The organism is Bradyrhizobium sp. 6(2017) (assembly GCF_011058295.2).
Classification (GTDB): Bacteria; Pseudomonadota; Alphaproteobacteria; order Rhizobiales; family Xanthobacteraceae; genus Bradyrhizobium; species Bradyrhizobium septentrionale.
Genome location: NZ_CP049289.2, coordinates 8,626,867 through 8,653,240 on the forward strand (window position 1 = coordinate 8,626,867; position 26,374 = coordinate 8,653,240).

General features: G+C 59.3%; 27 protein-coding genes. 15 read left to right on the forward strand and 12 right to left on the reverse strand.

Annotated elements, in window-relative coordinates; all coding sequences use genetic code 11:
• Window positions 1-126 precede the first annotated feature (126 nt).
• Window positions 127-630 (forward strand): MarR family winged helix-turn-helix transcriptional regulator, encoded by a 504-nt coding sequence (locus G6P99_RS40875; RefSeq protein ID WP_165126210.1) that lies wholly within the window; start codon window positions 127-129, stop codon window positions 628-630.
• A 93-nt stretch (window positions 631-723) separates the two neighbouring features.
• On the opposite strand, the gene G6P99_RS40880 is transcribed toward G6P99_RS40875, so the two are convergent.
• From G6P99_RS40880 to G6P99_RS40890, 3 genes are all read right to left on the reverse strand, one after another.
• Window positions 724-2,112: a sensor histidine kinase gene (locus G6P99_RS40880; RefSeq protein WP_334261877.1), complete on the reverse strand. Its 1,389-nt coding sequence runs from the start codon at window positions 2,110-2,112 to the stop codon at window positions 724-726.
• Window positions 2,113-2,114: 2 nt separating this feature from the next.
• A complete protein-coding gene (locus G6P99_RS40885) occupies window positions 2,115-2,777 on the reverse strand; it encodes a response regulator transcription factor (RefSeq protein WP_165126216.1) in 663 nt (220 codons plus the stop codon).
• A gap of 139 nt (window positions 2,778-2,916) precedes the next feature.
• Entirely contained in the window at window positions 2,917-3,285 is a 369-nt protein-coding gene (locus G6P99_RS40890) for a hypothetical protein (RefSeq protein WP_165126219.1), read from the reverse strand.
• Window positions 3,286-3,551: 266 nt separating this feature from the next.
• Here G6P99_RS40890 and G6P99_RS40895 point away from each other — a divergent pair, with 266 nt between their 5' ends.
• The 4 genes from G6P99_RS40895 (at window position 3,552) to G6P99_RS40910 (ending at window position 7,286) form a co-directional block, all read left to right on the forward strand.
• Window positions 3,552-4,001, forward strand: coding sequence for a hypothetical protein (locus G6P99_RS40895; protein WP_165126222.1), 450 nt, complete (start codon window positions 3,552-3,554; stop codon window positions 3,999-4,001).
• Between the two features lie 296 nt (window positions 4,002-4,297).
• A complete protein-coding gene (locus G6P99_RS40900) occupies window positions 4,298-5,503 on the forward strand; it encodes an MFS transporter (RefSeq protein ID WP_165129180.1) in 1,206 nt (401 codons plus the stop codon).
• The gene (locus G6P99_RS40905) at window positions 5,503-6,762 is read left to right on the forward strand and encodes an arsenic transporter (RefSeq protein ID WP_165126225.1); all 1,260 of its coding nucleotides are present in this window, start codon (window positions 5,503-5,505) and stop codon (window positions 6,760-6,762) included. The genes G6P99_RS40900 and G6P99_RS40905 overlap by 1 nt, the downstream gene beginning before the upstream one ends.
• Before the next feature lie 284 nt (window positions 6,763-7,046).
• A complete protein-coding gene (locus tag G6P99_RS40910; protein WP_414645605.1) occupies window positions 7,047-7,286 on the forward strand; it encodes an MFS transporter in 240 nt (79 codons plus the stop codon).
• A 235-nt stretch (window positions 7,287-7,521) separates the two neighbouring features.
• Here G6P99_RS40910 and G6P99_RS40915 read toward each other — a convergent pair whose 3' ends face one another.
• Complete coding sequence (locus G6P99_RS40915; protein ID WP_029085566.1) at window positions 7,522-7,734, reverse strand: hypothetical protein; 213 nt, start codon at window positions 7,732-7,734, stop codon at window positions 7,522-7,524.
• Between the two features lie 23 nt (window positions 7,735-7,757).
• Between G6P99_RS40915 and G6P99_RS40920 the strand changes: the two genes are divergently transcribed.
• On the forward strand, window positions 7,758-8,111 hold the full coding sequence (locus G6P99_RS40920) for a hypothetical protein (RefSeq protein WP_245284985.1): 354 nt from the start codon (window positions 7,758-7,760) through the stop codon (window positions 8,109-8,111).
• 665 nt (window positions 8,112-8,776) lie between these two features.
• On the opposite strand, the gene G6P99_RS40925 is transcribed toward G6P99_RS40920, so the two are convergent.
• From G6P99_RS40925 to G6P99_RS40935, 3 genes are read right to left on the reverse strand one after another with little or no spacing between them, the layout of a single operon-like run.
• Window positions 8,777-9,769, reverse strand: a complete 993-nt coding sequence (locus G6P99_RS40925; RefSeq protein WP_029085565.1) for a nitrilase-related carbon-nitrogen hydrolase — start codon at window positions 9,767-9,769, stop codon at window positions 8,777-8,779.
• A 48-nt stretch (window positions 9,770-9,817) separates the two neighbouring features.
• On the reverse strand, window positions 9,818-10,252 hold the full coding sequence (locus G6P99_RS40930; RefSeq protein WP_256434743.1) for an FMN-dependent NADH-azoreductase: 435 nt from the start codon (window positions 10,250-10,252) through the stop codon (window positions 9,818-9,820).
• Window positions 10,239-10,469, reverse strand: a complete 231-nt coding sequence (locus G6P99_RS40935; RefSeq protein WP_256434744.1) for an NAD(P)H-dependent oxidoreductase — start codon at window positions 10,467-10,469, stop codon at window positions 10,239-10,241. Before G6P99_RS40935 ends, G6P99_RS40930 begins: the two co-directional genes overlap by 14 nt.
• A gap of 206 nt (window positions 10,470-10,675) precedes the next feature.
• Here G6P99_RS40935 and G6P99_RS40940 point away from each other — a divergent pair, with 206 nt between their 5' ends.
• From G6P99_RS40940 to G6P99_RS40955, 4 genes are all read left to right on the forward strand, one after another.
• On the forward strand, window positions 10,676-12,100 hold the full coding sequence (locus tag G6P99_RS40940) for a PLP-dependent aminotransferase family protein (RefSeq protein ID WP_029085563.1): 1,425 nt from the start codon (window positions 10,676-10,678) through the stop codon (window positions 12,098-12,100).
• Window positions 12,101-12,229: 129 nt separating this feature from the next.
• Window positions 12,230-12,685, forward strand: a complete 456-nt coding sequence (locus G6P99_RS40945; RefSeq protein ID WP_029085562.1) for a carboxymuconolactone decarboxylase family protein — start codon at window positions 12,230-12,232, stop codon at window positions 12,683-12,685.
• Window positions 12,686-12,778: 93 nt separating this feature from the next.
• Window positions 12,779-13,099 (forward strand): DMT family transporter, encoded by a 321-nt coding sequence (locus G6P99_RS40950; RefSeq protein ID WP_029085561.1) that lies wholly within the window; start codon window positions 12,779-12,781, stop codon window positions 13,097-13,099.
• A gap of 607 nt (window positions 13,100-13,706) precedes the next feature.
• Window positions 13,707-14,114: a nuclear transport factor 2 family protein gene (locus G6P99_RS40955; RefSeq protein ID WP_165126228.1), complete on the forward strand. Its 408-nt coding sequence runs from the start codon at window positions 13,707-13,709 to the stop codon at window positions 14,112-14,114.
• Between the two features lie 139 nt (window positions 14,115-14,253).
• Here G6P99_RS40955 and G6P99_RS40960 read toward each other — a convergent pair whose 3' ends face one another.
• Window positions 14,254-15,375, reverse strand: a complete 1,122-nt coding sequence (locus tag G6P99_RS40960; RefSeq protein WP_246709816.1) for a Bug family tripartite tricarboxylate transporter substrate binding protein — start codon at window positions 15,373-15,375, stop codon at window positions 14,254-14,256.
• Window positions 15,376-15,541: 166 nt separating this feature from the next.
• On the opposite strand from G6P99_RS40960, the gene G6P99_RS40965 reads away from it, so the two are divergent.
• Complete coding sequence (locus tag G6P99_RS40965; RefSeq protein WP_165126231.1) at window positions 15,542-17,191, forward strand: winged helix-turn-helix domain-containing tetratricopeptide repeat protein; 1,650 nt, start codon at window positions 15,542-15,544, stop codon at window positions 17,189-17,191.
• Between the two features lie 303 nt (window positions 17,192-17,494).
• Here the strand turns inward: G6P99_RS40965 and G6P99_RS40970 are convergent, their stop codons facing one another.
• Together G6P99_RS40970 and G6P99_RS40975 are read right to left on the reverse strand one after the other, a co-directional pair.
• The gene (locus G6P99_RS40970) at window positions 17,495-18,244 is read right to left on the reverse strand and encodes a DUF4239 domain-containing protein (RefSeq protein WP_029079120.1); all 750 of its coding nucleotides are present in this window, start codon (window positions 18,242-18,244) and stop codon (window positions 17,495-17,497) included.
• Between the two features lie 151 nt (window positions 18,245-18,395).
• Window positions 18,396-19,718, reverse strand: a complete 1,323-nt coding sequence (locus tag G6P99_RS40975; protein WP_029079121.1) for a TAXI family TRAP transporter solute-binding subunit — start codon at window positions 19,716-19,718, stop codon at window positions 18,396-18,398.
• Window positions 19,719-20,551: 833 nt separating this feature from the next.
• Here G6P99_RS40975 and G6P99_RS40985 point away from each other — a divergent pair.
• The 3 genes from G6P99_RS40985 (at window position 20,552) to G6P99_RS40995 (ending at window position 22,918) form a co-directional block, all read left to right on the forward strand.
• Complete coding sequence (locus tag G6P99_RS40985; RefSeq protein WP_035976424.1) at window positions 20,552-20,770, forward strand: hypothetical protein; 219 nt, start codon at window positions 20,552-20,554, stop codon at window positions 20,768-20,770.
• Window positions 20,771-21,271: 501 nt separating this feature from the next.
• Complete coding sequence (locus tag G6P99_RS40990; RefSeq protein ID WP_165126234.1) at window positions 21,272-22,252, forward strand: helix-turn-helix transcriptional regulator; 981 nt, start codon at window positions 21,272-21,274, stop codon at window positions 22,250-22,252.
• Window positions 22,253-22,324: 72 nt separating this feature from the next.
• A complete protein-coding gene (locus tag G6P99_RS40995; RefSeq protein WP_051346068.1) occupies window positions 22,325-22,918 on the forward strand; it encodes a histidine phosphatase family protein in 594 nt (197 codons plus the stop codon).
• A gap of 206 nt (window positions 22,919-23,124) precedes the next feature.
• Here G6P99_RS40995 and G6P99_RS41000 read toward each other — a convergent pair whose 3' ends face one another.
• The gene (locus G6P99_RS41000) at window positions 23,125-24,093 is read right to left on the reverse strand and encodes an MBL fold metallo-hydrolase (protein ID WP_165126237.1); all 969 of its coding nucleotides are present in this window, start codon (window positions 24,091-24,093) and stop codon (window positions 23,125-23,127) included.
• A gap of 532 nt (window positions 24,094-24,625) precedes the next feature.
• Here G6P99_RS41000 and G6P99_RS41005 point away from each other — a divergent pair.
• Window positions 24,626-25,339 carry a Bax inhibitor-1/YccA family protein gene (locus G6P99_RS41005; RefSeq protein ID WP_029079123.1) on the forward strand — a complete coding sequence of 238 codons (714 nt, stop codon included), beginning with the start codon at window positions 24,626-24,628 and terminating at the stop codon, window positions 25,337-25,339.
• Window positions 25,340-25,606: 267 nt separating this feature from the next.
• Here G6P99_RS41005 and G6P99_RS41010 read toward each other — a convergent pair whose 3' ends face one another.
• The gene (locus G6P99_RS41010; RefSeq protein ID WP_029079124.1) at window positions 25,607-26,092 is read right to left on the reverse strand and encodes a VOC family protein; all 486 of its coding nucleotides are present in this window, start codon (window positions 26,090-26,092) and stop codon (window positions 25,607-25,609) included.
• Window positions 26,093-26,374 lie beyond the last annotated feature (282 nt).

The window sequence follows — 26,374 nt, forward strand, 5'->3', positions numbered from 1 at the left end:
TTGGAATTGGGAGATTGAGCTTTATGTTGATACATCAATAAATGTCCTGTCAAGAAATTTGATCTGGATCAATGCGCCTGCAAGAGTGAGACTTTGGGCGAAGATTTGCTGAGGGAGATCCCTGGAATGCCTGCGGCCAAGAAGCTCGAGGTTGAGGAAGCGTCGAACGACCGCTCGCGCACCGCCGGAACACTGGCGCGCGAACATTTGGCCGTGCTGGTCTCGACCATCGGCATGCGTCTCAACAGAGGCGCGACCGCTTATTATCGCTCGGCCTGGAACATCGGCGCGGTCGAGTGGCGCCTGATCATGACGCTCAAGAGCATCAGTTCGCTCAATGTCAGCGAGTTGTCGGACGCTGCGGATATCGACAAGGCTGCCGCAAGTCGAAGCCTGGCGATCCTGGAGGAGCGTGGGCTCGTATCGGTCGAACAAACACGGTCGCGTGGCAGAGCTGCGATCGCCAAGCTGACCGCCGAAGGTCGAAAGTTCGCAGTCAAGTTGACGGAAGTTTCGCGCGAACGAGACGCGCGACTGTTCAAGGAATTCACCCCATCCGACAAGGAGAGATTACGCGAACTCCTGAACCAGCTGTCCCACTCGCTGGAAAAAGCCGATTGGGAGCATTGACCGCGGTCAATGCGCTCCTCGGCGGGGCGATCAGACGCTTCGTCGTTCGCCTCAGGAGCGGTCCCTGATCGAACTTCGCATCCGGGATTTCCCTCACTCCAGCCCCGCGGACGGCAGACGTATCGCCACTCGAAGTCCTCCGAGCGGAGACCGGTCCAGGCTAAGGGATCCGGCGTAGAGCTCCGCGAGCTCCCGCGTGATCGACAGGCCGAAGCCGAATCCGGGAGAGCTTTCGTCGAGCCGTTGGCCGGCCTGCATCGCCTGCGACATCTGCTCCGGCGAAAGCCCCGGTCCGTCGTCCTCGACAACGAGTACGACCCTTCGCGACTCTTCGCGGGATCCGACCACGACCTTGCTGCGGCACCAGGAGAAGGCGTTCTCTAGTACGTTTCCCAGCATTTCGTCGACATCCTGCTGTTCGCAGGCGACTCCGAGGCCGGCCGGGATGTGACTGACAAAATCGATCGCCTTGTCGGCGTTCACCTTGCCGAGGACGAGGCCGAGATCCGCGACCCGCGGCAAAATCGCAGTTCTCGTCCGAACCGGACCGCCGAGCGTAGCCGACCGGGCGCGGCCCAGATGATGCCGGATGCGCCGGTCCATCAGCACGACGAGGTCGTGAAGATCATCGGATCCGGGCGTCTGCTTCTGCAGCGCAACTGCCAGCGTAGCGAGAGGTGTCTTCAAGCCGTGCGCCAGATTCGAGACGTGCTTGCGCGCCCGATCGAGGTTTGCAGCATTTTGGACCAGCAGCGCGTTGAGTTCGGTCGCCAGCGGCTGTACCTCGCTTGGCTGAGCATCCGGTACACGTTCGCGAAGCCCTGATCGTATGTCGGCGACCGCGCGGCGAAGTCGGTCGAGCGGTCGCAGTCCCAGGCGAACCTGGATCAGCATGGCACCGATCAACGCGATGCCGAGCACGGCAAGCGACAGCGCCAATGTGCGCATCGCTTCCCATAATGGCCCAAGCACCGCGTCTCGCGGAGCGGAAGCCACGATCCTAGCAGGAACTCCGGATGCCGACACATTCAGGATGCGGAAGTGGAGCCTGCGGTCGTCGGGACCCATGCCATCAGCTGGCGCCGGACGATCTCGCGGAGGTGGATCGTCGTCGACCCGACGAGGCGGGGGCGGAGGCGGCGGGGGCCTGTCGCGGATGTTGGGAGGAGACAGGTCCGCTCCATCGAGCGACCGGGACCGCAGCACGTTTTTTGGTCCGGAGATCATCCAGTACCAGCCGTGTCGTCGCCGATCGAAAGGAGGGCCGTCGGCGGATCCTGCCAAGCGTAGGGTGCCGCTACCATCGACGTCGAGCATGGAAGACAGAAACTGGATCTGGGCATCGAGCCTCTGGTCGATCTGCCCTTGCACGAAACGGTGCAGAACGAACGAGATCAGGACCGCAGCGACGACGAGCGCGGCGGTGATGAATATGCCGGCCCCGATCATAAGGCGTCGGCCGAGCGACGTGCTCTGGCTCATCATCAAGATCCTGAGTTGAGCTTGTAGCCGCGGCCTCTTTCGGTCTCGATCAGCGTCTTCCCGATCTTGCGGCGCAACCTGGCGACGATCACTTCGATCGAATTCGAATCCGTCCCGATATCCCCTTCGTAGACCTTCTCCGAAAGCAGGCCGCGCTCGACCACGGTATCCTTATGCAGGATCAGGCATTCCAGAACGCGCCATTCCAGCGCAGTCAGCTTCAACGGAAGGCCGTTGAACTCGAACACCCCGGTCTGCGTTTCGAAAGTAAGAGGGCCGCACGAGATGCGCGGCGCGGCATGACCGGAGGCGCGACGGACCAGTGCACGGAGGCGCATGACCAATTCCTCGGTCCGAAACGGCTTCGTCAGATAGTCGTCGGCTCCTGCCTTGAAGGCCTCGACCTTTTCAGTCCAGCCGTCGCGCGCAGTCAAGATCAGCACCGGCAGATGCCGGTCGTGCTGTCGCCATCGACGCAGCACCTCGACCCCGGGCACCTTGGGCAATCCCAGATCGAGCACCGCGACGTCGTAGGATTCTGTCTCACCGAGATGCTGTCCGTCCTCGCCGTTCGCGGCCACATCGACCGCGAAGTTTTCCTCGCGCAAGGCGCGGGCAATCTCTTGCGCGAGCAGGCGGTCATCTTCCACCAGAAGGATTTTCATTCCGCTTCCACCTCGGACGGGACCTATGCCCGGGAGCTTAACCCAACCTGAACGAAACGGTTCAGGCTGGATTGGGGGCGGCGTCCTAGGCTCCGGTCATCGCAATCGATGAAAGGACCGTCGGATGACCGAAAGCCATTCACATACAGATACCGACCCATCGCTCCCGGCACGCCGACAACCGCGGCATCGAGCCCTGCTGGCAGGGGTAGCGCTTGCCGTACTCGCGGTCGGCGCTGCCGCCGGCGGCGGTGGAGTGAGACTCGCCCAGAATTGGCAGCCTCACAGCGTCATGCTGTTGCAGCCGACCGCCATCGATGCGCTGCAGCCTGGAGGTCCGTCCGCGGTGCGGGGCCGCGTCGCCGAGATTTTCGGCAACAAGTTCATCGTCGACGACGGCAGCGGCCGTGCGCTGGTCGACCTCGGGCCGCGCGGCCAAGATGCTGATACGGTGACCAAAGGCGAGACCGTCACGGTTCAGGGCATATTCGAGCGGGGGATCGTCCACGCTCAGATCGTTTCGCATGCCGACGGCAGGGCGGAAGCCTTCGGTCCTCCGCCGCGTCCGCCCCGCGGGGCGCCACCTCCGCCGCCCCGGGCGGACGCGCCGCCGCCACCGCCTCCTGGAGCGCCGCCGCCGCGGTCGGATGCACCCCCGCCACCGCCGCCTGCGGCTTCTCCGCCACCGCGGGCCGATGTACCGCCCCCGCCGCCACCTCCGGGGCCCAAAGCGCTGTGAGCGAATGATGAATGGATGAATATCAGGAGACCAGGATGTCCGAAGACCAGATCAAGTTATCCGGCAAGATCGTGCACGTGTTCGCGCACCGCTTCGTGGTTCAGACCGCGAAGGGTGCGGTGCTTGCCGATCTCACGCCGCACGGAGCGGACCTCGTCAAGCTCCGGATCGGAGCCGACGTCGAGCTGGAAGGCGAACAGAAGCCCTCCGAGCTCAGGGTGACGCGTTTCACCTGCGGCCGCGAGAGCGTGACGATCCAGCACAAGAGGAAGCCCGATCACGGCCATCACGAGTCCGCGGACCTCGCCACGGCGATCGAGGCCGCGCGCGCGGCCGGGTTCGAGCCGGTCGGCACGCCCCGTCGCAAGCCCAAGCACTTCGAAATCGAGGGCCAGCGAAACGGCGAGACCTACGAACTGCACGTCGAATTGGGCGGCCGGATTCGGAAGGCCAAGCTGGTCGGCAGCGGACACGAAGCTGCTTAACGCTCAAGGGGGGCGACTGATGCCGCTCTGACCAACCGTGGTCTGCAATGGTCGAAGGAAAACGGACCCGAGCCGGAACTCAACCGGCTCGGGGGTCTATTGAGGGCCTCATTGAGCGGGCAGATCGTCAATCAAGCATCGGGATGCAACGTGTCGATTCCACTGATAAAACTACAGTGCGGCTCGTGCCGGCCAGCATCTTCCTCCTTTCGCGTTTTTGAGGAGGAGCGCCGGTGACCACACACAAGGCAAATCGAGATGGCGCGCTGCGTCCGCTGCTCGCGCTGAACTTCTTCATGGCAGACATGCAGGCCGGCATCGGCCCGTTCCTGGGCGTGTTTCTGCTCGCGCACGGCTGGCAGAGCGGCTGGATCGGAACGGTGATGACGGCAGGCTGCATCGCCGGGATGCTGATGACGACGCCAGCAGGGGCACTGATCGACGCCACGCGCAGCAAGAAGCTGTTCGTCATCATCCCCGGCATCTGCACCGTCATTGCGTCCGGCATCGTGCTACTGTCGCAGGAATTCTGGCTGGTGGCCGCCTCTCAGGTCGCAACCGCGATCGCGGGCGCCGCGATCGGCCCGGCCGTCGCCGGCATCACGCTGGGCATCGTCCGCCAGGCCGGCTTCAATCGGCAGAACGGCCGCAACCAGGCCTTCAACCACGCCGGCAACATGGTCGGTGCCGGGCTGTCCGGATTCACCGGCTGGGTGTACGGCTTCACGGCGGTGTTCTGGCTCGCCGCAGTCTTCGGCGTCCTCTCCATCATTTCCGTGCTGATGATCCCGAGCGCGTCCATCGACGACGACGTAGCGCGCGGGCTCGAACGCGAGGGCAACGACGACAGGCCCGCCAGCGGGTTGCAGGTTCTGGTCGAGTCGAAGCCGTTGCTGATCCTCGCCGCAGCGTTGCTGTTCTTTCACCTCGGCAATGCGGCGATGCTGCCGCTCTACGGCTTGGCGGTCGTCGCCAACAAGCAGGCCGATCCGGCGAGCTTTGTCGCCATAACAATCGTCATTGCCCAGGGCACTATGATCCTGACCTCGCTGGTTGCGATGCGGATGGCCGAAAAGGAAGGTTACTGGCTGGTCCTGTTGGTGTCGTTCATGGCCTTGCCAATCCGGAGTATCGTCGCCGCCGGGCTCTTGAACAAATGGGGTGTTTATCCAGTGCAGATTCTCGATGGGGTTGGGGCGGGCTTGCAGAGCGTCGCAGTGCCAGGTCTCGTTGCGCGGATCCTCGATGGTACCGGGCGGATCAACGCAGGCCAGGGCGCGGTGATGACAGTGCAGGGCATCGGAGCTTCGCTGAGTCCGGCGATCGGCGGCTGGATCGCGCAAGAGTTCGGCTATGGGCCGATGTTCCTCATCCTCGGCGGTTTCGCGGTGATCTCGGTCGCGCTGTGGAGCGTCTTCGCTCCATTGCTGAAACCCGCCTGTGCGACGAAACCCCGGCGCGTATCGAACGGAATTGCCTCGCAGGTCCCGGGTGTCGCCTGATGTTCGCTTCAAACGCCGCGACCTGGGGAATCGCGGGTCTTGCGACCCTGGGCGTCATCGCCCGTCCATGGAATCTGCCGGAATACATCTGGGCGGTGACCGGCGCCGTCTTGCTGATCGCCTTCGACCTGTTGCCATGGCGGGATGCCGTCGCAGCCGCAGGGAAAGGCACCGACGTTTATTTTTTTCTGATCGGCATGATGCTGCTGGCCGAGGTCGCACGGAAGGAAGGCCTGTTCGAGTGGCTCGCCGAACAGGCCGTCAGGCATTCGCGCAACTCGGCATCCCGGCTGTTCTCGATCGTTTATGCGGTCGGTACGCTGGTCACCATCTTCCTGTCGAACGATGCCACCGCGGTCGTGCTTACGCCTGCGGTCTATGCCGCGACCCGTACCGCGAAGGTCGAGCCGTTGCCGTATCTGCTCGTCTGCGCGTTCATCGCCAATGCCGCCAGCTTTGTGCTGCCGATCTCGAACCCGGCCAACCTCGTGCTGTTCGGCGCGCGGATGCCGACGCTGCCGGAGTGGTTGCATTGCTTCCTGCTGCCATCGATCGTGGCGATCGCGATGACCTTCATCATGCTCCGGATCAGCTTGCGCAAGAGCCTGTTGGGCGGCGTTGATGAGCGCGACGGAGAGCCAGCCATTCTGACGAGGGGCGCTGCGATCGTCGCGGCCGGCATCGGCACGACGGCGGTGGTGCTGCTCGCCGCATCCGCCTTGGGTCGGGATCTTGGAGTTCCAACTTTCGCCTGCGGTGCAGTAGTAACCGCGATCGTTCTCCTGCATAGCCGCAAATCGCCGCTATCGATCGCGCGCGATATCTCGTGGTCGGTCCTGCTTCTCGTCGCCGGGCTGTTCATCCTGGTCGAAGGCCTCAATCGCACCGGCGTGCTGCCGGCGCTCGCCGAAGAGCTCAAGCGAACCGCCGCGCTGTCGCCGCACGTAACCTCATGGGGCGCCGGCATCTTCACGGCGATCGCCTCGAACCTCATCAACAACCTGCCGATGGGTCTGATCGCGGCGACCACGACGCAAGCCGCGCAGACGTCGCATCAGATCACCGGCGCCGTTCTGATTGGTGTCGATCTCGGACCCAATCTGTCGGTCACCGGCTCGCTCGCGACGATCCTTTGGCTGATCGCGCTGCGGCGCGAGGGCGAGCACGTCGGCGCGCTTCGCTTTCTGCGGCTCGGCGTCCTGGTCATGCCGCCGGCATTGGCACTGTCGCTGCTTGCACTCTCGCTGGTTGCGCTATGAACGCAGTGGGCCGAGGTGTCGCAGCTGAAACACAACGTCGTCGGAGTAACCCTCACCGGGATCGTCATAGGCTGCAAGATCCGCGCCCCGGCGGTGAAGTGTGCGCAGGAGCGATTCCACGTCAACGGGTTGTGCGATTGAGTTGAACAATCGGAAGCTATCGATATGGCTGACGACGATCATGTGGTGCGATCGCCCCTGACGGTCCGAGCACCACGTCTCTCGAGGCGGAGGCCGCTATCCTAACCCCTCACATCGATCCAGAACGTCGTAGTCCCTTGCTCGTGTCTACCAGAGACTTGGAACAACAGCGAAGACGCGACGGCGCTTATTCCTGGGACGTCTTCGAAGACGCCGCTGAGAGCGGACGCTTTCTGGAGACGTTCATGGTGACCTCATGGCTTGAGCACCTGCGGCAGCACCAGCGCGTAACAAACACCGACACGGCCGTTCAGGATGCGATCCGCGCGATCGGTGCCGCGGCTGAGCTACGCCTACGCCAAGCTCGCGGCCATCCGGCGTAAGAAATCGCACAAAATCGTAGTTTGGCGTGCAAAATAGTCCGATTGGTAGCGGGAGACCGCTACCAACGTTCCCCCCGACCGCTTTCCGCTGAATTTTTGGTGTCCGTGGCCTAAAGCGCCAGCCTCTAGCGGCGCGTTGCTTAATTTCGCATCCAGACCGGAGCACCAATCCACAGCGACAGCTCCGCATTGAAATAAAATTTGATGGGATAAGTCTAAAAGACGACTTGATCTCTTATCCTTCTATGAAGCTGCGACGTTCCAGCCATTCGATAGGTAAGCAGTAATGACCGATCAACAATTGGCTCTTCAGGCCGTCAGCGAAGCCCAATGCATACTGAACGAATACCTTCAGCCCCGCCCCCACGACAATGAGCGCATCCTCGACAGGTTGGTGGAGGTTCTTGAGCGGCCCGGTTTGATAGTTGCAGTGAGCCGGTTGCAGCAACGAAGTAGTCTCTGAGCGCTCAGATGACGAAACAATTTCCATTAATTCCTTTGGCCGCTTGCATCGCTACATTCTTGTTAGGGGGAACGCCAACTGCGCTGGCGAAACAATGCAGTACCGCGATGCCACCAAATCGGCACGAGTATTGGTCTTGGCGCCTCATCGACGGACGAAAATGCTGGTACGAAGGCAAGCCGATGCTTTCGAAATCATTATTGGAGTGGCCTGTGCAGGTTTCGACGCAGCCGCGTCTCACTGAAGAGCTTGCAAGCGCCCTCATAGAGAAGCCTAGCGATCCGATAGATTCAGAAGAGCTGGCGCCGACGCACAAGAATACTTTCGATGCCCTGTGGCGCACCAGGGTTGAACGGCGGTAGACTTTTGACCTTCAAATTGAGCGAGGCCGCTTCGTCAGCTAAGGCTATCGGCTTCGATCCTGCTCTCCCCTTGTGGGAGCCTTATGCAGCGAAAAAATCTAACGAGCAGGGTTCAGCACGAATTTTGGGAGTCAGTCGTCGCTGCAGATACTTTCATTTCTCTTTCCCATAGCGGCATACAAGACGGCCCGATGACGGCGGGGCCACCTTGCAGAGGGTCGCCTTCGCTTTCAGCGCCCGCCGTCGTCTCGAAGCGGACAGTGGCGGTATTTCGGGCAGACCGGCTACGCCGGTGTGTTGCCGCCTGATAACGCGGCGGGGCGTTTTGCTGTTGACGCGCCACACAACAATCAAAGCACCAACAGCCGTATATGTGCGAACGGTATAATCGCCTTTTCTCAACGCATCGCACCTAAATCATGTACCATCTCGTACACAAAGGCGGTGCGCCGACGGGCCATCAGAAGCAGACTTCAAACTGCGAATGCTTGATGCCCGCTTCAGCGCCGTGAGCGGACATCATCAGCTAGACCAGTCATGTCCGGGAAGGGCCAAGAACGGACGTATCCGGTACCGAATTGAGCGCGGGAAGTCCGTCATTCGATGTCACAAAGGGTTTGCGGCCCGGAGTCCAAAGAATACACCTCGCGCAATTGCGTCCCGCACTATGCCGCGCTGACGTTATCTTCATCAATTGGATCAGCGATCGTCGGCAAGGTATGCATACCGCGTTCATGGAAGTGGGTCGCCGGTGTGCGATCGATGGCCAGACTGAGAAGTTCCGGTCGACTGTAGTGGCCGCGCGAGTCCATCAGTTGCTTGCGTCGATCGATTAACGCGAAATCCAGATCGGCAATCACCTGGCCTTGACCAGAACGCAAGGGTTCACCGATCAATTCACCTTCTGGCGAGATGATCGCGGTGAAGCAGCCGCCGGAGATTGGCCCAATGCTGCACCCGGTGTCCTTCATGATCTGTGCTTGCTGTTCGCCATCTAGCCACGCCGTTGCGCTAACAACGAAACAGCCGGCTTCAAGGGCGTGATGGCGGACATTGACTTGTGTCTGCTCGGCAAATCGATCACCCGCGAATGAACCCGGATACATCGCAGAATGGATTTGCTCGCCGTCAGCCATCAGGGCGTAGCGCGCCAGCGGATTGTAATGCTCCCAGCATGCCAACTGGCCGATACGGCCGACGACACTATCCACTGCGCGCAGCCCGGAACCATCGCCCTGGCCCCAAATCATGCGCTCATGAAAAGTGGGACTGATCTTGCGGCGACGTTGGACTAAGGTACCGTCTGCGTCGAACAACAATTGCGTATTATAGAGCGTGCCGCCGTCGCGCTCGCTGACGCCTATCGACACCACCATCCTAGCCTGCCTCGCAGCCTCACCGATGGCTTCCGTGGTGGCTGAGGGTACCGTTACGGCCTGATCGAGCAGCCGGGGGTGCTCCTTGCCGGTTCGGAGCTCGAAAGGAGTCTGCACGAATGAGAAATAGGGATAGTATGGCACCACCGTTTCCGGGAACGTGGCGAACTGGACCCCCAGTTTGGCGAGTTCCGCGATTTTCTGAACCACTTTTTGCACCGTACCTTCCCGGCTATAGAGCACGGGACTGATCTGTACGGCAGCGGCTTTGACGATGATCATGCTTTTTCTCCCAGAATACGGATTGGGCCCCTGGGGACCGTTGGCCGCTCATACAGCTTGCTGAAACAACGCCATCGAATTGCGCGCGAAACGGAGGAAGAACCTCTGCATTGCTTGATCGGTCTTGGTTCGGGCTTCAACCAATGCATCGGGACCAAGGGCCGACCCTTCAACGGAGAAGAACGTCAGATCATGCAGCCCAATGGAACCCAGGATAGCTTTGAGATACGGCGTGATGAAATCGGGCTGATGCGTGCGCTCGCCGGAAAATCTTCCGCCCGATGACACTGCGACAAAAACCGGACGGTCGCGTAGCGCACCTATTTTTCCTTCGGCAGTCACGTGGAATGTTCGACGGACTCGAACGACGTGATCTATCCACATCTTGAGAGCGGCAGGCACGCTGAAGTTATGCATCGGAGTTGCGATGACCACGAAGTCGGCGCTCTCAAGCTCCTGGATCAGCTCTTCAGACCGGGACATAGAGCCTTCGGGAGACAGTTCCGGCGAACGACCGCTCCGTCGCGCCAAGAGCAGTTGCATAATCTTCATCGAGATCGGTGATGGCGCCACCGATCGGTCGAATGATGACCGTTGCCGTGGGTTCGCTGTTCAGCAGATGGCCGACGATTGTTTGAGATAGCCTGTAGCTCTCCGATGCCTGCCCGCGGGGGCTGCAAATCAAATGCAGTATTTTCATGATTGGCTTTCCATCGCTGTTGTCTGAACTCTGACTGAACGATAGCCAATCGCGCGGCCTGCATCCAAGGACCATGAATGAGCTTTGCGACTGGTCCATGATTTACCGCGCGATGAACTTGACCGCTGCGGCCTGCGAGAAGTGGAGACCGATCCGACCCGTTGTGGCATAGTCGTTTTTCGTTCATCCACGGATCGGATCAGGCCATGCGTGCCGCGAAGCCCGAAAACCTCTTGTTGCTTGATCCGACGGCGGCGTCACCGTTCTACCGGCAGATCTACGATAGGTTTCGCGACGCCATCGCCAATGGAATGTTGAAGCCCGGCGACCGTATTCCCTCGGCACGGGCGCTGACCAAGGAGTTGGGGCTGGCCAGAGGTACCATCGAAACGGCGTATTCCTTGCTGGCCGCCGAGGGGTATATCGAGGCACGCGGTCAGGCAGGGACCATAGTAAGCCCGGATCTCAAGCCGCGAACGCCCACTGCGAGCCCGGTGCCGTTGCCGGATATCCCCGACATCGACGCTGTCAGTTTTCGTCCGGATTCCATCCTGCCGTTCCAGATGGGCTTGCCGGCCCTGGATGCCTTTCCTCGCAAGATTTGGGCGCGCCTTGGCGCGCGCAGTGTGCGCGCCATGCAGCCTTCTGACATGATCCATCCTTCCGTGTACGGCTTGCCTTTGCTGCGTGCGGAAATCGCGAGGTACCTCCAGGTTTCGCGGGGGATCAGCTGCCGGCCATCACAGGTGTTCGTCACCTCGGGCTATCGTCAAACCGTGGAGCTGATTGGTTATACCCTCCTGAAGGCGGGTGATCGCGTCTGGCTCGAAGACCCGGGTTATCCGCCCACCGGGGAAATATTCAACCATATGCGCATCGAAGGTGTCTCCGTGCCGGTCGACGGGGAGGGCATGGTTGTTTCCGATGCCGTCAAGCTGGCGCCCAAGGCGCACGCAGCGGTGGTCACGCCTGCGCATCAGAGCCCGCTCTGCATGTCCTTGTCGTTGCCCCGGCGCCTCGCGCTGTTGGACTGGGCCGCGCGAAACAAGGCATGGATCATCGAAGACGACTACGATGGCGAATACCGCTATGTCAGCCGCCCACTCCCTGCGTTGAAGAGCCTCGATCGCGATGGGCGGGTGCTCTATGCAGGCACGTTCAGCAAGGTGCTCTTTCCAGGCATGCGGCTTGCGTATCTCGTGGTGCCGGAACAGAAGGTGGAGCGGTTTGAGCAGGTCGCTGAAAGCCTTTCAGCGGGTTGTCCCGGGCTCACGCAAACTATCGTCACTGCATTCATCGCCGAAGGACATTTCGCGCGCCATATCCAGCGGATGAGGAAGCTCTATGCCGAGCGCCGAGAGGCGACGGCCGCGGGCCTGGAAAGCGTTTTGGGAAAATATGTACGAATAGATTCACAGCCGGGGGGCATGCACCTGATCTTGCGTCTGCGAGGCAATCGATCAGACCGCCGGCTCGTCGCAAGTATGCGGGAACAGAATTTGTACGCGGAAGCACTCACGGACTGGACGACACGCAACGATGGAGCTTCGGCCCTTCTTCTAAATTTCACAAATATTGACTCCCGGCGCACCGTCGAACATTTCGGACGACGCATTTTGAAATTGATGTGACGGCGGCGGCTGGTGCGAGATCTGCTGGAGCCCAAAATCATGGCACACCTGCAAAGACCAATCATGGACCTTCTTGAATAGGCCAAGATACAGCACGATGGAATCCTTCAACCAGATGAGGATTCAATCATGAACAAGCGCATTGATTACGCCAAGGCTTCGCCGGACGGCTTCAAGTCTTTCGGGGGTGTCTATGTCTATCTTCAAAAAAGCGGCCTCCCAAAGCAACTCGTCGATCTCGTGTATCTGCGGGTTTCGCAGATCAACGGCTGTGCCTACTGTATCGATATGCACTCCCGCGACCTGCTCAAGTCTGGCGTCGCCGTCGAAAAACTCGTGCTGGTGCCTGTATGGCGCGACGCGGGGCAAGTCTTCAGTGATCGCGAACGCTCTGCGCTGGCCTGGACAGAAACCGTGACGCGGGTGGCCGAAACCGGCGTTCCCGATGCCGACTATGAGGCCGCGGCTGGCGAATTCAGCGACAAGGAGCTCGCTGACCTCACCTATGCCATTGGCTTGATGAGTGCGTTCAACCGATTGGGAATTTCGTTTCGCTCGATTCCCGCTGCCGCCGGCAAGGCTTGAGGTACCCAACATTTCGCGCATGGAAATTCGTCCATGCGCGCACCCTGCGACGTCCGGCCGTAGCGCCGGCGACGAGTGAATGGATTTACGCACATGGCATGGATAATGCTGGCCTCCGCCGGCTTTCTCGAAATCGGATTCGCGTTCGGCATGAAGTGGTCTGCAGGGTTTACGCAGCTGATACCTGGGCTGTTCACGGCTGCTACCGGCTTGTCGAGTGTCTTTCTTCTCTCACTCGCGCTCCGGACACTTCCAGTAGGAACGGGGTACGCGATCTGGACCGGCATCGGCGCCGCGGGTACCGCCATTCTAGGTATCGCAGTGTTAGGCGACTCCGCGTCGCCCGCGCGGCTGCTTTGCATTGTTTTGATTGTAGCAGGCGTGATTGGACTAAAGCTTGTCTCGGTAAACTGAAATGCCGCTTTGCCGCAAGAGGCCCAGTGTCCGCTTTGGGTCAAAAAGCCGACATAGACTTAGGGCGGCGCGATGTCCGTTACGGGCCAATAGGCGACGTCGCCGATCCGCCTTTTTCATTCAATGACCTCGTCGTTTCCATCAACACCTGACGGGCGGGTGAGCCTAACCATCCAGAATCGGTCAAGTGCATTGCCCCTTCGGTGCAAACTGTCTTCTGGCGAGAGATGGGCATCAACGGTAACATTGCGCAAACTGTTCGGGCGGGGAGAGACGAATGATCTCTGCTTGTTGGCTTGCCGTTTGGATCGCGTGCTTCGGCTTAGGAATGGCTGTTGTCTATCGGACTGGACTCCGCATCGAACGTTGGTCTGGCGCTCTTGGCTTGACCTACTTCGTACTCATGGGCTGTTCAGTGCCGATCTTAGCTTGGCTGGCCGCGGATCAGATCGCAACTGTAGAGCTGGCCAGTTGCGAGGAGTTAGACCCAACCGCGGATCGGCTAAAAGGCATGTCACCATCCGAATTTCGCACGCGCTGCATTGCGACTCACGACAATTCAGATTGGCTTGCTCGTCGCAAAACATGAATGCTCTGGAGGCAAATCATGCCGGATGCGCTTGAAGTCGAGATATCTGCCTTCTTCAACAAATACATGGAGACGTTCACCTCCTGGGATGGCGATCAAATCGCCAAACTCTACTGCGCTCCCTGCATCACCATGCGGGGTGACGGGTCGATACATTGTTTTCAGTCACGTGGCGAGATTGCGCGGTTTTTCCAAGGAGTGGCCGATACCTACCGACGCGAAGGGGCCGAAAGTGGAACTCTGCACGATGTAGTGGCCGTTCCTATAGGCGAACGCAGTGCTCTCGGAACTGTAACGTGGAAAAACCTCCGACCGGATGGAAGCGTCACAAGGCAATGGCGGCAGTCCTACAACCTTGTTCGCTTCCCCGACGGCTGGCGCATCCTTGCTACGACATTTCACCTAAGCGGAGTACCGGGCGAGTGATTTCCGCTTTGGGTCAAACGCGGAAGTCGGAACGCGCAATCGTAACGTCCGCATCACTCCCGACACCGGACTTTCGATAGCCAGCGCAGCACTTCCGAAAACGGCGTCTGCAAGACGCACGGACGCCATCATTCGAACGCTATTCAGCGGTCAGCCCCAATGCCCTCACCGCAGCCACCAAAGTGGGCGTTTCGCTATCGTACATCTGCTTGAACGCGATGTGTCCTTGAGCGAATTCCTCGATGCCATACGAGTCGAGCCACTTCAGTATTCTATCAGTCTTGCTTGCTTCCACCATCAGGCCGGAAAGGCGCTCTACGACTTCCTGCGGCATGCCGACTGGGCCGGCGAGAAAGACGTAACCGGCAATAGCAAAGAGCTTGGCGTCGAGCCCCTGCTCGATAAAAGTGGGAACGTCGGGAAGCTTCCTGTTCCGCCTCGTCGATTGCACGGCGATTGCCTTTCCGGCTCCGGATTCCAACGCGTTGACAGCATTGGCGTAGCTCCCCATCGCCGCCTGAAGCACGCCCGCGGCGAAATCCTGCCACATCGGCGCTTCGCCGCGGTAGTGCACGGCTTTTATCTGCAGCCCATACTGTTTGTTGAGCTCTGCAACGACAATATGCGGGTACGTGCCTGGGCCAAAAGTCCCCACATTCGTGGCGTTCTTGCGGGCGTATTCGACGAACTCTTTCAAGCTGGTGGCGTTCGTCGCCTTGTAGGCGACCAATGGCAGATGTCCTGCCGACATACTCGAAATGAGCGCGAAGTCTTTGTCGGCGTCGTACGGCAAATTCTTAAAGATCACGCGGCTTTGCGCCAGAGTCGCGGTGATGGCGACCAGTAGTGTGTAACCATCTGCCGGCGACTGCTTCACCGCCGCTGCACCGATCGAACCGCTCGCACCTGCCTTATTCTCAACGATAACCGGCTGGCCGAGTTTCTGGGACAGGTATTCGCCGTAGATGCGCGCAAGCGAGTCTGTGAATCCGCCGGCAGGATAGGCGCAAACGATTTTGATAGGCTTGGATGGCCAAGTCTGCGTCCACCCGCGATCATGATACGAAAAAGCGATAGCGGCTGCGCCGGTTGCGATAAAGGAACGGCGCGTGGTTCTCGATGCCATGACGACCTCCATCGGATCTACATTTCGAATACGCGCGTCGTGGGTGCGCTGCTGCCGGTCCTTCAAGCGAACGACCTTGGTTGAACCTTGCGCGGTTCGGGGCGCCGCTGCGCGGCGCGGCAAGCCGTTGGTCATGCTCACGAATTGTCTCCTGAGCAAATTGCTGCCACCCAGAGGACGGTATCAGGCCATGGGCGGGGGCTCTTGACATTCTGCTTACATTCTCCTCACCGGCGGCTTATTCTTGCGTTGCAACCGGCGCGAGAGACCGACGGGGGAAGTCACCCAAGGAATTGCCAGATTGCGGTATCTCTTCGAGGAGTACGCATTCGACACCGACCTTCGCGAGCTTTACCGCGGAGCACACGTGGTCTCCGTTGCTCCTCAGGTATTCGACCTGCTCGATTATCTGATCCGCAATCGGAAACGGGTCGTGAGTAAGGACGACCTCATCAATACCGTCTGGAACGGCCGTGTCGTGTCCGATGCGGCACTGGCAACGCGGCTGAATGTCGCTCGAAGTGCGATCGGCGATTCCGGCGTAAAACAGCGTCTAATCAAAACCCTGCAACGCAAAGGCTTCCGTTTTGTTGGAACGGTGCAGGAAGTGCAGAGGCCCGCAGATGCGGTACTCACAGCCGATTCCGGCGGACAGATCTTTCGGGGTAGCGCTGGTCCAGGTCGGTCGGACGCCGTGCCCCCGGATGGACATGCCTCAGGAACTCGCGACGGCGCTACGAGGTCGATTCCCGCGCCGCGTCTTTCCATCGTCGTGCTGCCGTTCGCGAACCTCGGAGGCGATCCCGAGCAGGATTATTTTGCCGATGGCGTGACCGACAGCCTCACCACGGACCTTTCGCGCATCAGTGACTCATTCGTATTCGCGCGTAACACCGCTTTCACCTTCAAGGGAAAAGCCGTCAATGTAGAGAAAGTCGGGCGCGAGCTGAATGTCCGCTATGTGCTTGAAGGGTCGGTGCAGCGAGGCGGCAACCGGCTTCGGGTGAATGTTCAGCTGATCGATGTCGAAACCGGCAATCACCTGTGGGCCGACCGGTTCGAGAAACCCGTCGTCGACCTGTTCGATATGCAGGACGAAGTCGTATCGCGGCTGGCAAACACGCTAAATGCGGAGCTCATTGAGGTTGAGGCGCGGCGAGCGGGACTTTCAATCCATCCCGATGCGATGGACCTCTATTTCCAGGGCTGGGCTTGCGCGAACAATGGGACGACCGCGGAATACATGACGCAAGCCCAAGCCTTTTTTGACCGAGCCCTGGCGCTTGATCCCGGCAATATCGGGGCGCTTGTCGGCTCGGCGCGGGTTAATGCGGCGATTGGTGCCAATCTTATGCGCGACGACTGGATCGCGCACCTCACGGCGGCCGAAGTCGCCTTAACGAGGGCCTTGTCCCTCGCGCCAAACCATGCTCAGGCCCATAGCGTCTTGGGCCTCGTCCAATCATTTACCAACCCGGTCCAAGGTATCGCTGAGTGCGAACGGGCGTTAGCACTGGATCACAATCTGGCCGACGCTCATGCCTTCATCGGTCTAGCTAAGTTTTTTCTCGGTCGCGGCGAGGAGACCGAGGCCCATATCCGCGAGGCGCTTCGTCTCTCTCCTCGCGATACCAACGCCTACCGGTGGTTCATGTTTGTCGGTCTCGCCAAGTTGTTTCTCGGCGCTGACGTGGAAGCAGTTGTGTGGCTGCGCCGGAGCATCGAGGCCAACCGCAATCATCCCGTCACGCATTGCTATCTCGCCGCTGCACTGTCGCTGCTGGGCTCACCAGACAAGGCGCGGGCCGCCGCGCAGGCGGGCCTTCTGCTCAATCCGACCTTCAACCTCCGCCGCTACCGAGCCCGCGCGGCGAGCGACCATCCGGCTTATCTCGCCGGCCGCGAGCGTGTGTATGAGGGCATGCGCATGGCCGGGGTGCCGGACGAATGAACGGCAGGAAGTTGCCGGTCGCGACCCAATGTCCGTTTCGACGAAATAGCGGACGTGAGCCCCGACTAGGGCCGTGTCCGCTTTGGGTCAAACTCGGAAGTCGGAACGCGCAACCGTAACGTCCGCTTCACCGCCGACACCGGACTTTCGATAATCCAGCGCGGCACTTCCGAAAAGGGCCAGATTCGGACATCTCAGCACAACGCGCATCTTGATCAATTCGAAAAGCCATGCAGCAGATCGCGACGACCGCGATAGCAGTCGGGGCTTGCTATGGCCGGCGACCCCGATCATGCGAATGGCTTAGGGACTGAGCGGCGTGAGGACGTTGCGCAGTGGCGCGCTGGAAATTTGCATCAAACCCGCGAATGGCTGACCCAGCTCTAGGACCAGGTAGATCGCCCCGGCGGCCGACAGTGCAAAAACGAACAGCGAGCCGAAAACGGTTGCGCTGGGTTTGGCAAACAGGCCGAAGCTTCCAAAGATGATGGTGAGCCAGAAAATCAACACCACCAGGAACGGCATAGGGATTGAGTTGTTCGTCTGTGCGAACAGCAGCAGGCGGGTTTGCGCAATGTCGGTGGCGATCTGTATGGCACTGGTTTGCAGGGAGCGCTGGGACTCGTTCTGCGGCGAAAGCCGCTGAAGCTTCGCAAAGAATGCGTCGCCTGCGGCGCTCGCCTCGAAGGGATGCGCCTTGGTAACCTCGGAACCTTTCTCGCGCCACATTCGCTCGGCTAAAACAACGATGCTGCGCCGCAACAGATTGCGGACGTCGTTCGTCTCCGGTCCGTACTGCTCCAGCAGATTGTCGAGCACGACAACATTACTCGTCATCTGCGTGACTTGAGCGCTCTGCGTGTCGTAGGAACTCTTCGCCGAGGCGATCAGCAGGCCGAGGACAAGCGCGGCTATCGTCCCGATAAGGCCCGTGCCCAGCCTGACCACATCCTTGTCATCTGTACTCAGGTGATGCCCAGGAAGGAACATACCGAGCAGGGCGCCACCTGAGATGCATAGAAACGTGATGCACGATAGCGCGATTGCATTCATGATTCACCTGTGTCTCGCGAGGCAGCGGCCGTCTCTCTGCTAGTCATCCAGTTTTAGGCCGTAGCTTCAAGCTCGTTCGCCTGAGCATAGCCTCGGTCTCTGCCGCGTATCGTTGACGGGGCATCCTGATGCGTCGACCGCGGTGTGTCGCCTACGCCGCGGAGGCAACTGCGGGTCCCTTAGCGATCAACATGCGTCGGTCGTGAATCAAGCTCTCCAGCCGGAGGGCTGCCACGGACAATGTGGCATCATCCACCGCGCTCTCGTCTCCAGCAGCGGATTTGGCGCGCTCCGCCTTTAGAATGCCGTCGATTTCTTCTTCGATATCCGAAAGTTCAGCCTCTGTATCGACTTTCCGAATCCGGCGCGCCAAGGCATAGAGAGAATCGAGCGGGCCTTCGGTTGCGCGGTTGCCGACGCCCAGGAATTTCCACGCCGCCGCAAGCAAGGTGGCGGCGCCACCCAGTACCATCGGCGTCAAATAGATCCAATTGCCGTATTCATCCATGAAGCTCTGCGTGGTGCTGTTGTAGACGGCTGCCGCGCCAGGGTGTAGCGGAAGGTAGGCATCCTGGTCGGTGCTGGGCGCGGTGATCTGCGCGAAAATCGGCTGCTCGCGCAGAAGATTCCTGCGCGCGCTCATGATCGCCTCCGTGAGGCTTGTTACCAGATCAGTGCCGAGCTTCTTTTGCGCAACCAGGTATAGCGAGGTCCTCAGGGTCGTCAGGTCATCTTCCGGGACCGGCGGCGATCCCCGCAGCGTGCCCTTCGGGACGTCGAAGCTTTCAAAGGCGCGTACATTCTCTGCAATTGCCCCCGCGGACCCGATTGGGATCAGTACCGGGACCATTTTATGGTCGAGCTGAAAAAATCCGCGAACGAGTGAGAGGTATTTTTCGGCGAGCGGGATCACGACAAGCAGGGCACTGACCTGTTTTGACTGAATGGCCTGCCGAACATCCGTCAAAGCAAGGTTCTTGAATACAACTTTGGCGCCCGCCAGATCGTATTCCTTGGTCAACACATCGACAATTTTCGCGTTCGCTACTCCGCCGACCACGCCGACCGTGCGTCCCTTCAGGTTGCCCATGCTCTCGATGGATGATCCCGGCGGCGCGATGATCAGTACGACCATATGGCTGACTACGACAACGGCTTGCGCCTGCGACAAGTCACCGACATCGCCGCGAACCACGGCGAGATCGACCTTACCCGCGGAGAAGGCGTTAGCGGCCTCAAGGGCGGTGCCGCTGTCGATAACCTTGAGCCGCACCGGCGCGTTCGTCGAAACGAACTCGCCTGCTATCGCTGACATTGCCTTGGCAGCCTCGCCGTCGATTGAGCCGACCGCCACGATCAGCGTTACCGGGCGAGTGTAGTACCGATAGCCAAGGAGACATGCGCCTGCCGCAAAGACGACGACGCCGATAACCAGGAAAAAGCGAAGCCACAGCGGCAACTTTATCGACATCATGCTCGTCGCTCCAGACGCGTCGGCCGATGGACATCGCTGCATGCCCTAATTGCCGCGCGTACAGCCGCAAAGACCAAGGCCTCGTACTTCCAACTATGCGAAAACGGACAGGCGCCCGTGCGAGTTCGCCATGCCCTTGCCGCTGTATTTCTGCGGACCTGCGACGCCCGCGAACGTCCGCGGCCAGCGGCCGCTCTACGTGCTCGCTTCTCAAGACGCACCCCCAAGCTCGGGGAAATTAAATGGTATGTATCAGAATTGTGGGCCGATGTCCCTCTATTCCCAAGTCCGAAACGGGTCCTGTGTCACGAGCAGATAGATCGTGGTGGCCTGCTTTGATCTGAATCAACGCCCAACCGCTGGATGCGATCTTATGTGACGCCTCTTGCAGAACAACGACCTTTGCGGAGAAGAATCCACGCTGTTGGTCATTGGGTTCATAGCCGTAAGCGCAGAAAAGGCCAGTGCTGCCGTAGTGTACTGCCAATACGTTGACTATCCCGCCGGGTGCGTCGTAAGGCCCGGCGTCGTGTTGCGGCCTCGGCCGGTGGTGGTATTGCCCCCGTTGTGCGCGCCCCTGTGGTCCGTCCAGTGGATCGCGAAATTCGGCGCTGATTGTTAGCTCCACAGCGCAGCGGGCTTCCGCTTTTGCACGCATTCCAGACTCAAGTCGGACACTACGGTACGTCCGAAATGGGCCAAAGCAACCTCCCCCGGCGCTAAAAAACGGCCGTCCGACGTCTTGACAGTTAACCCGCCTGATCTAATTTTTTGACGGGCATAGCCCTTATATTTCAAGGATAGGCAGAACGACCGTCAGAGGAATGACGACGATGATCGACGAAAATTTTGTGCTATTGCGGTGCCACCGAAACAATATCCATCGCTACCGTAAATTGCTCGCAACGGAGCTCTCCGAGCTTGAGCGTCAATACCTAGAGCGCCGCATTTCCGAAGAGCAGACCGCGATAGAGACGCTGTCGATGGCCATTTTTCCTCTTGAGTTAGGTGCCGTGAACGCCCCGCGACGAGCATCGCCTGACGCGGCTTAAGGCGGCCTGCGACAATGTTAGAAGTCGTCTTGATTGACCGTGATAGACGCGGGTGGGAGTGGCAGCTTCGCGACCATTCTGGCAATACATTCATGCCCGGACGAGAACGGACACGGCGAGCCGCCAAGTACGCGGGGGAGAGAGCCTTATTTCAACTCCTCGCTGCCGATCCAAACTTAATAGGTCTGCAACGGCCGACGTGAACGCAGGCAACCACTTAGCCCGGTTCGTGGTCGAAAACCTTACTTCAATGAGTCGTCGTTGAAGGTATCGCATCGATTAAGCGCATAAAGGCTGGTTGTTCTCGCAAGTGAAGGAAGCTGCGGTCTCGTTGGCCGCCACAATCAGCGCGCGGTGCGCGCCAACTCATCGCGTGCAGCGAGCAACGCGTCGCGCTCGGTCATGTCGCGCAGGCTACCTCTCCTTTGTAATCCATTTCACACATGCAGCGAAGCGCGTCCGATATAATTTTTTGCGGGGGCCCCGAAGTGGGAGGTCGAGATGCCAACATCATCTCACCTTTTGCGATGGTCGACCGAGATGCTGCCGGAACGCGCGAGGTTCTCCACGTTCCGTGAGGAGTTTGCGCGGCTGAACCTCGCATTGGACGTGATAGATCACAGCGGCGGCCGCCCGCGTATCGACGTCACCTACTTGCCGCTTGGCGCGGTCGGCGTTTGTGGCGTTGTCGCCACGCCGGTGGAGTTCATCCGTCACAAACACCACCTCAAGGATAGTTGTGACCAATTCGGACTGAACATCGTCGAGACCGGACCGGTCCAATTTGCAAATGCTGGCCAGGAACATGTCTATGATGCCGGCTCCGCTTGTTTGATTGACCGGGGAAGGCCGCTGCGAGTATTTGGGCCGAGTGGTGCCAGAGTCAGATACGTGACCGTGCAGGCTACCGCCCTTAAGTCTCTGGTTGCGCAGCCGGAAGATCTATCAGGTCGGCCGGTGCGTCCCGGACCGGCGCTTAGACTCCTAGGCTGCTACCTGCGATCGCTCGCAACCCTCAAAGAGCCTCCGTCATCAGAACTGGCCTCCACCATCGGCGTACATCTCCTTGATCTCGTGGCCGCGACGCTCGGGACGACCGACGAAGCTGCAAACATCGTTACGGACCGCGGCGTGAAAGCAGCCAGGCTGCAGGCGATCCTGGCGGTGGTCGCGCGACGCTTCAACGATCCCAATTTCGATCTGGACAATGTCGCCGGGGTGCTCGGCATGTCGCGGAGATACGTGCAAAAACTGCTCGACGAGGGGACCGGAAAGTCGTTCACCGAGCACCTTTCAGAACGCCGGCTTGAGCGTGCCTTCGCGATGTTGACTGACCCGCACCATCGGCGCTTGGCGATCATCGATATTGCGTTTGGGGTCGGCTTTGGTGATGTTTCTCATTTCAATCGCATGTTCCGCCGATACTTCGGCGAGACGCCATCAGGCGTGCGCGCCGCAGCGACAATGGGGGAGCAGAAGTGATCCTGCGACTTCCAACTCGCGAAATCATGATATCTCTTAGGCCCTTCTTGTTGAACCCGAGCATCCCTACCCATGCTTACAGTCTTCAACAGTCGGGTAGCTGCGCGCCTCCTTCGTTTGGTGTGTTTGCTGGCGATCTTGGCCGGTCCCGCCTTTGCCGACGACGAGCAGGTATGGGCCGCGCTAAGGCAAGGCGGCAAGATCGTGCTGCTGCGCCACACTCACGTCGATATGCGAGAAGGAATAGGACGCCTCGTGCGCGGTAACTGCGCTGAGGAGGTGAACCTTTCCACCCACGGCATTGAGCAGGCCAAGCGCATCGGAGAAGTGTTCCGCGCTCACGGCATTGTGGTCGGAGAGGTCCTCACCAGCCCTTATTGCCGTTGCGTCGACACCGGCAAGCTTGCATTCGGTCGCGCGACGCCGGTCCAATATCTGATGCCCCCGGGCGTCTTATCCGACGATCAGGCCAAGTTGGATCAGGAGCGGGTCTTGCAAGACATCCGGAGCCACCGCGCTTCTGCGAACCTGGTGATGATCACCCACGATCTCAACATTTCCAACATTGTTCTTGAACCATCGATTGCCATGGGCGATTTTTTCGTTCTCCAGCCCAATGGGATGGATTTCGAGCTCGTCGGCAAGATTCTAATGCCGGACAAGTAGGACATCGACGCCAATACGCGTTTGCGCTTGGCATCGCCGTTGCGATGACGACAGTCGACGACCGCTCAGGGTCAAACTCGGAAGTTGGAGGGTGCAACCGTGACGTCTGCTTAACCTCCGTGCGGCACTTCCGAAAAGGGCCAACGGGAGACGTGCCCTCGCGGTTTTCCCGCTAACGGCTGACATCACAGCCTCAAATCTGCTTCCTACGGATTACGCTGGCGTACAGTGACGGTATCGCCGATTTCGAACGACATCAGGTCCTCGCCAACTTGCAGCGGACCGTCATAGGTTTCGCGCGTTCCCGCGACGATATCGTCAACCGTTGCCCGAGGAACCTTGTCGCTGCCGAGAAAAACTAGATGCGAATAGACGGCCAGTTTCGGCTTGGCCAACGAAAATATCTGCCCAGCTTCCCGCGGACTAGTATGGTGGTCGACAACGCGCTGGATGTAGGCATTTGACAGCAGTTCAGGTCGTACGACACACACCTCGTGTATCAGCAGGTCAACGCCGGTACCGTACTTTATGACATTTCTGTCATAGCGGGTGTCGCCCGAAATCACCACCGCGTGCCCTTTGTATTCAATGCGATAACCCACGGCAGGCTTGATGGCCGCCCCGTGATCGACCGTGAAAGCAATCACTTTGACGCCATCTTTATCGTAAACGACGCCGTCCTTGTCGAACTCCTCCACGACTGTTGCGATGCCTTCGGGCGACAGCTTTTCGTCCTCCAGCCGGATTTTGATGTCCAGAGCGTAAGCGCTTTCCAGATTGCTCATCAGCGATTTGGCACCGACCGGGCCAATCAGCCGGAATGGCTCCTTCCGGCTATTCCCCAACCACCCCGTAAGCCATAGATCGGGGATGCCCAACGTGTGGTCCGAATGATAATGGGTAATGAAGAGCGCATCGATCCTGCTCATGATCGTGCTCTTCGTCGCGTTGATTTGCCGCAAACGGATAGTAGCACCCCGCCCAGCGTCAAAAAGCAGTTTCTGATTTCCCGCCTCTACGAGCGTGCTTGGGCCAAAACGATCTAGATCGGGGATCGGCGTGCCAGTGCCGAGCAAGGTGACCTTGAAATCGCTGTCGGCTTTGGTTTGCGCATTGACCGTCGCGCCAAGAAGGAAGGCCAACAATCCGACGAATGAGGCTAACGTCTTGGACATGGTCGCAACCTTTCGTTGGTGGCGAAACCAAGACCCTCATCTTTAATTTTGAGGTAGTCAATGTCCGTTCCGGGTCAAAAGCCGACCATAGACGCCTCGCTCGACCTTCGTCGACTTCCCTCCCGACAGCGGACATTGCGGCGTTCTGAGCAAACGTCAGCTAAGGCCAAATGCGGACATGGCCAGCTCAATCGATCGCCTCGTCGGCGCGCGGGCAACGACATCGCGAAACGGCAACGGGCGTGATTGAGCAATTATACTGTTGATCCAGATCAAGACCGCTGCCACCGGCCGGCCACTACGCTGTCGGCTAGGAAGTGCCGCCCAACGCCGAAGGATGTTGGACTCAGGGATGAGCATTTTTGTTAAGTTCATGAGCGCAATCTTCGGTACCAGGGCGGAGGCGGACCTCACCGGGCGTTACCGAAACGTGGGAGCGATCATGAGTGTTCCGTCTCCCCGGCAATGAAGCCGTAAATCACGAGTACAGTCGGCTACTTCCCACAGGAGCCTATCAAGAAGGACACAACTCATGTCGAACTATGATCGAAATGCAGCTGCGCCGGGCTTCCCCGCAAACGGCGCCATAGCGATAGACGTCGGCCTTCGCGCTTTTATGCTGCGCGTATACAATTACATGGCCGCCGGCGTTGGCTTGACCGGCGTTGCCGCGTTTTTGACCTATCAGTTCACCGGCCCTGAATTGCTTCAAAGTCCGCTGATGTGGGTGCTAATGCTGGCGCCACTGGGTTTAGTGTTCTTTATCAGTGCACGAATCAACACGCTGTCGGTGGAAGCTGCGCGAGGATTGTTTTTCCTCTATGCGGCCCTGGTCGGGATTTCATTGTCGACTATCTTCCACATTTACACACAGTCCTCGATCACCAGAGTGTTCTTCATCTCAGCGGCGGCCTTCGGCGCGCTCAGTATCTGGGGCTACAGTACCCAGCGAAGCTTGTCTGGATTTGGAACGTTCCTGCTTATGGGCCTGATCGGCATCATTGTCGCTAGCCTGGTCAATCTGTTTCTGAGATCGAGCGGGCTCGATTGGATGATTTCCATTATCGGAGTCGGCGTCTTTGCGGGGCTCACGGCCTACGATACCCAGCGGATCAAGGGGATGTACGACGGCGGCGATGACACCACTTCGGCCGGCCGCAAGGCAGTGTTGGGCGCGCTGTCACTCTACCTCAACTTCATCAACCTGTTCATGATGATGCTGCGCCTGATGGGCGGCCGACGCTAGACTACGACGTCATTCTCGAGTGCGATCCGCTCGCCATTGCGCGATGAGGACGCGACGATTGAATAACAAGAGCGCTTTGGCGTGGGAATGTCTGCTTCGGGTCAAACTCGGAAGTCGGAACGCGCAACCGTGAGGGACGAGGATTGTCCACTCGCATCTGCCGTGCCTTTGCAAGGGCTGCTCGCGCCGAAGCGAGGCGCTTTTCGTCCTGATTTTGGAACGTGGGAAGGACGGAAGATGCGGAATTTTGTTTCGGAAGTCGGCCGGTCATCTCATGGCGCTTTGATCGGTCTTTATCTGCTGCATCCAGGTGCTGTAGCTCACGATACCGGCACTTGGGCAGGGCTCATTTGGGAGCAACGCCAATAGTTCAAGAAGGTGGTGATCGGGATCCCTGAAGAAGATGGAAGCCGCAGGCATCCATCCTATGACGGAGGGTTCCGCCGCCGGCAAGCCAAAAAAGTCCAGAGGAACAACACCTGCACTAGTGAGCTGCTGCTGCCAACGCAAAAGGTCTTCCAACTCCACGCGAAAGGCGAGATGGAGCTGCATCACATTTGGCGACGAAGAGCCTGCCCACAATCCGAGCATCGAGTGTCCTCGTTTACCGATCCAGAAGAAAGCGGTACCGCGCTCGTTATCAAGGTGTGCCAGTTCAAGTCCGAGCACTTCGGAATAAAAGGCTGTTGAGCGGCTCAGTTCACTGACATTTAGATGAGCTTCGAACAACGAGCAGGGCAAAAGAGCCGGCATAGATTTCTCCACACGATATGAACGAGAGCGCCAGCGCGGCCCTTTTATTCCGCCTTCGGAAATTGGGTAGGGCTTTATACGACAAAGACTCGGCTTTCTGCGACACCCTCCTCAAAGTCTCGTCTGTCGGGATAAGGCGTGAAGTCAGCTTCGGGTCAAATTGGGACGTCGGAACGCGCAACCGCGAGGTCCGCGTCACTCCCGACACCGGACTTTCGATAGCCAGCGTGGCGCTTCCGCAAAGGGCCTCACCCGACGTCGTTATTCCTATTACCCCGTTGA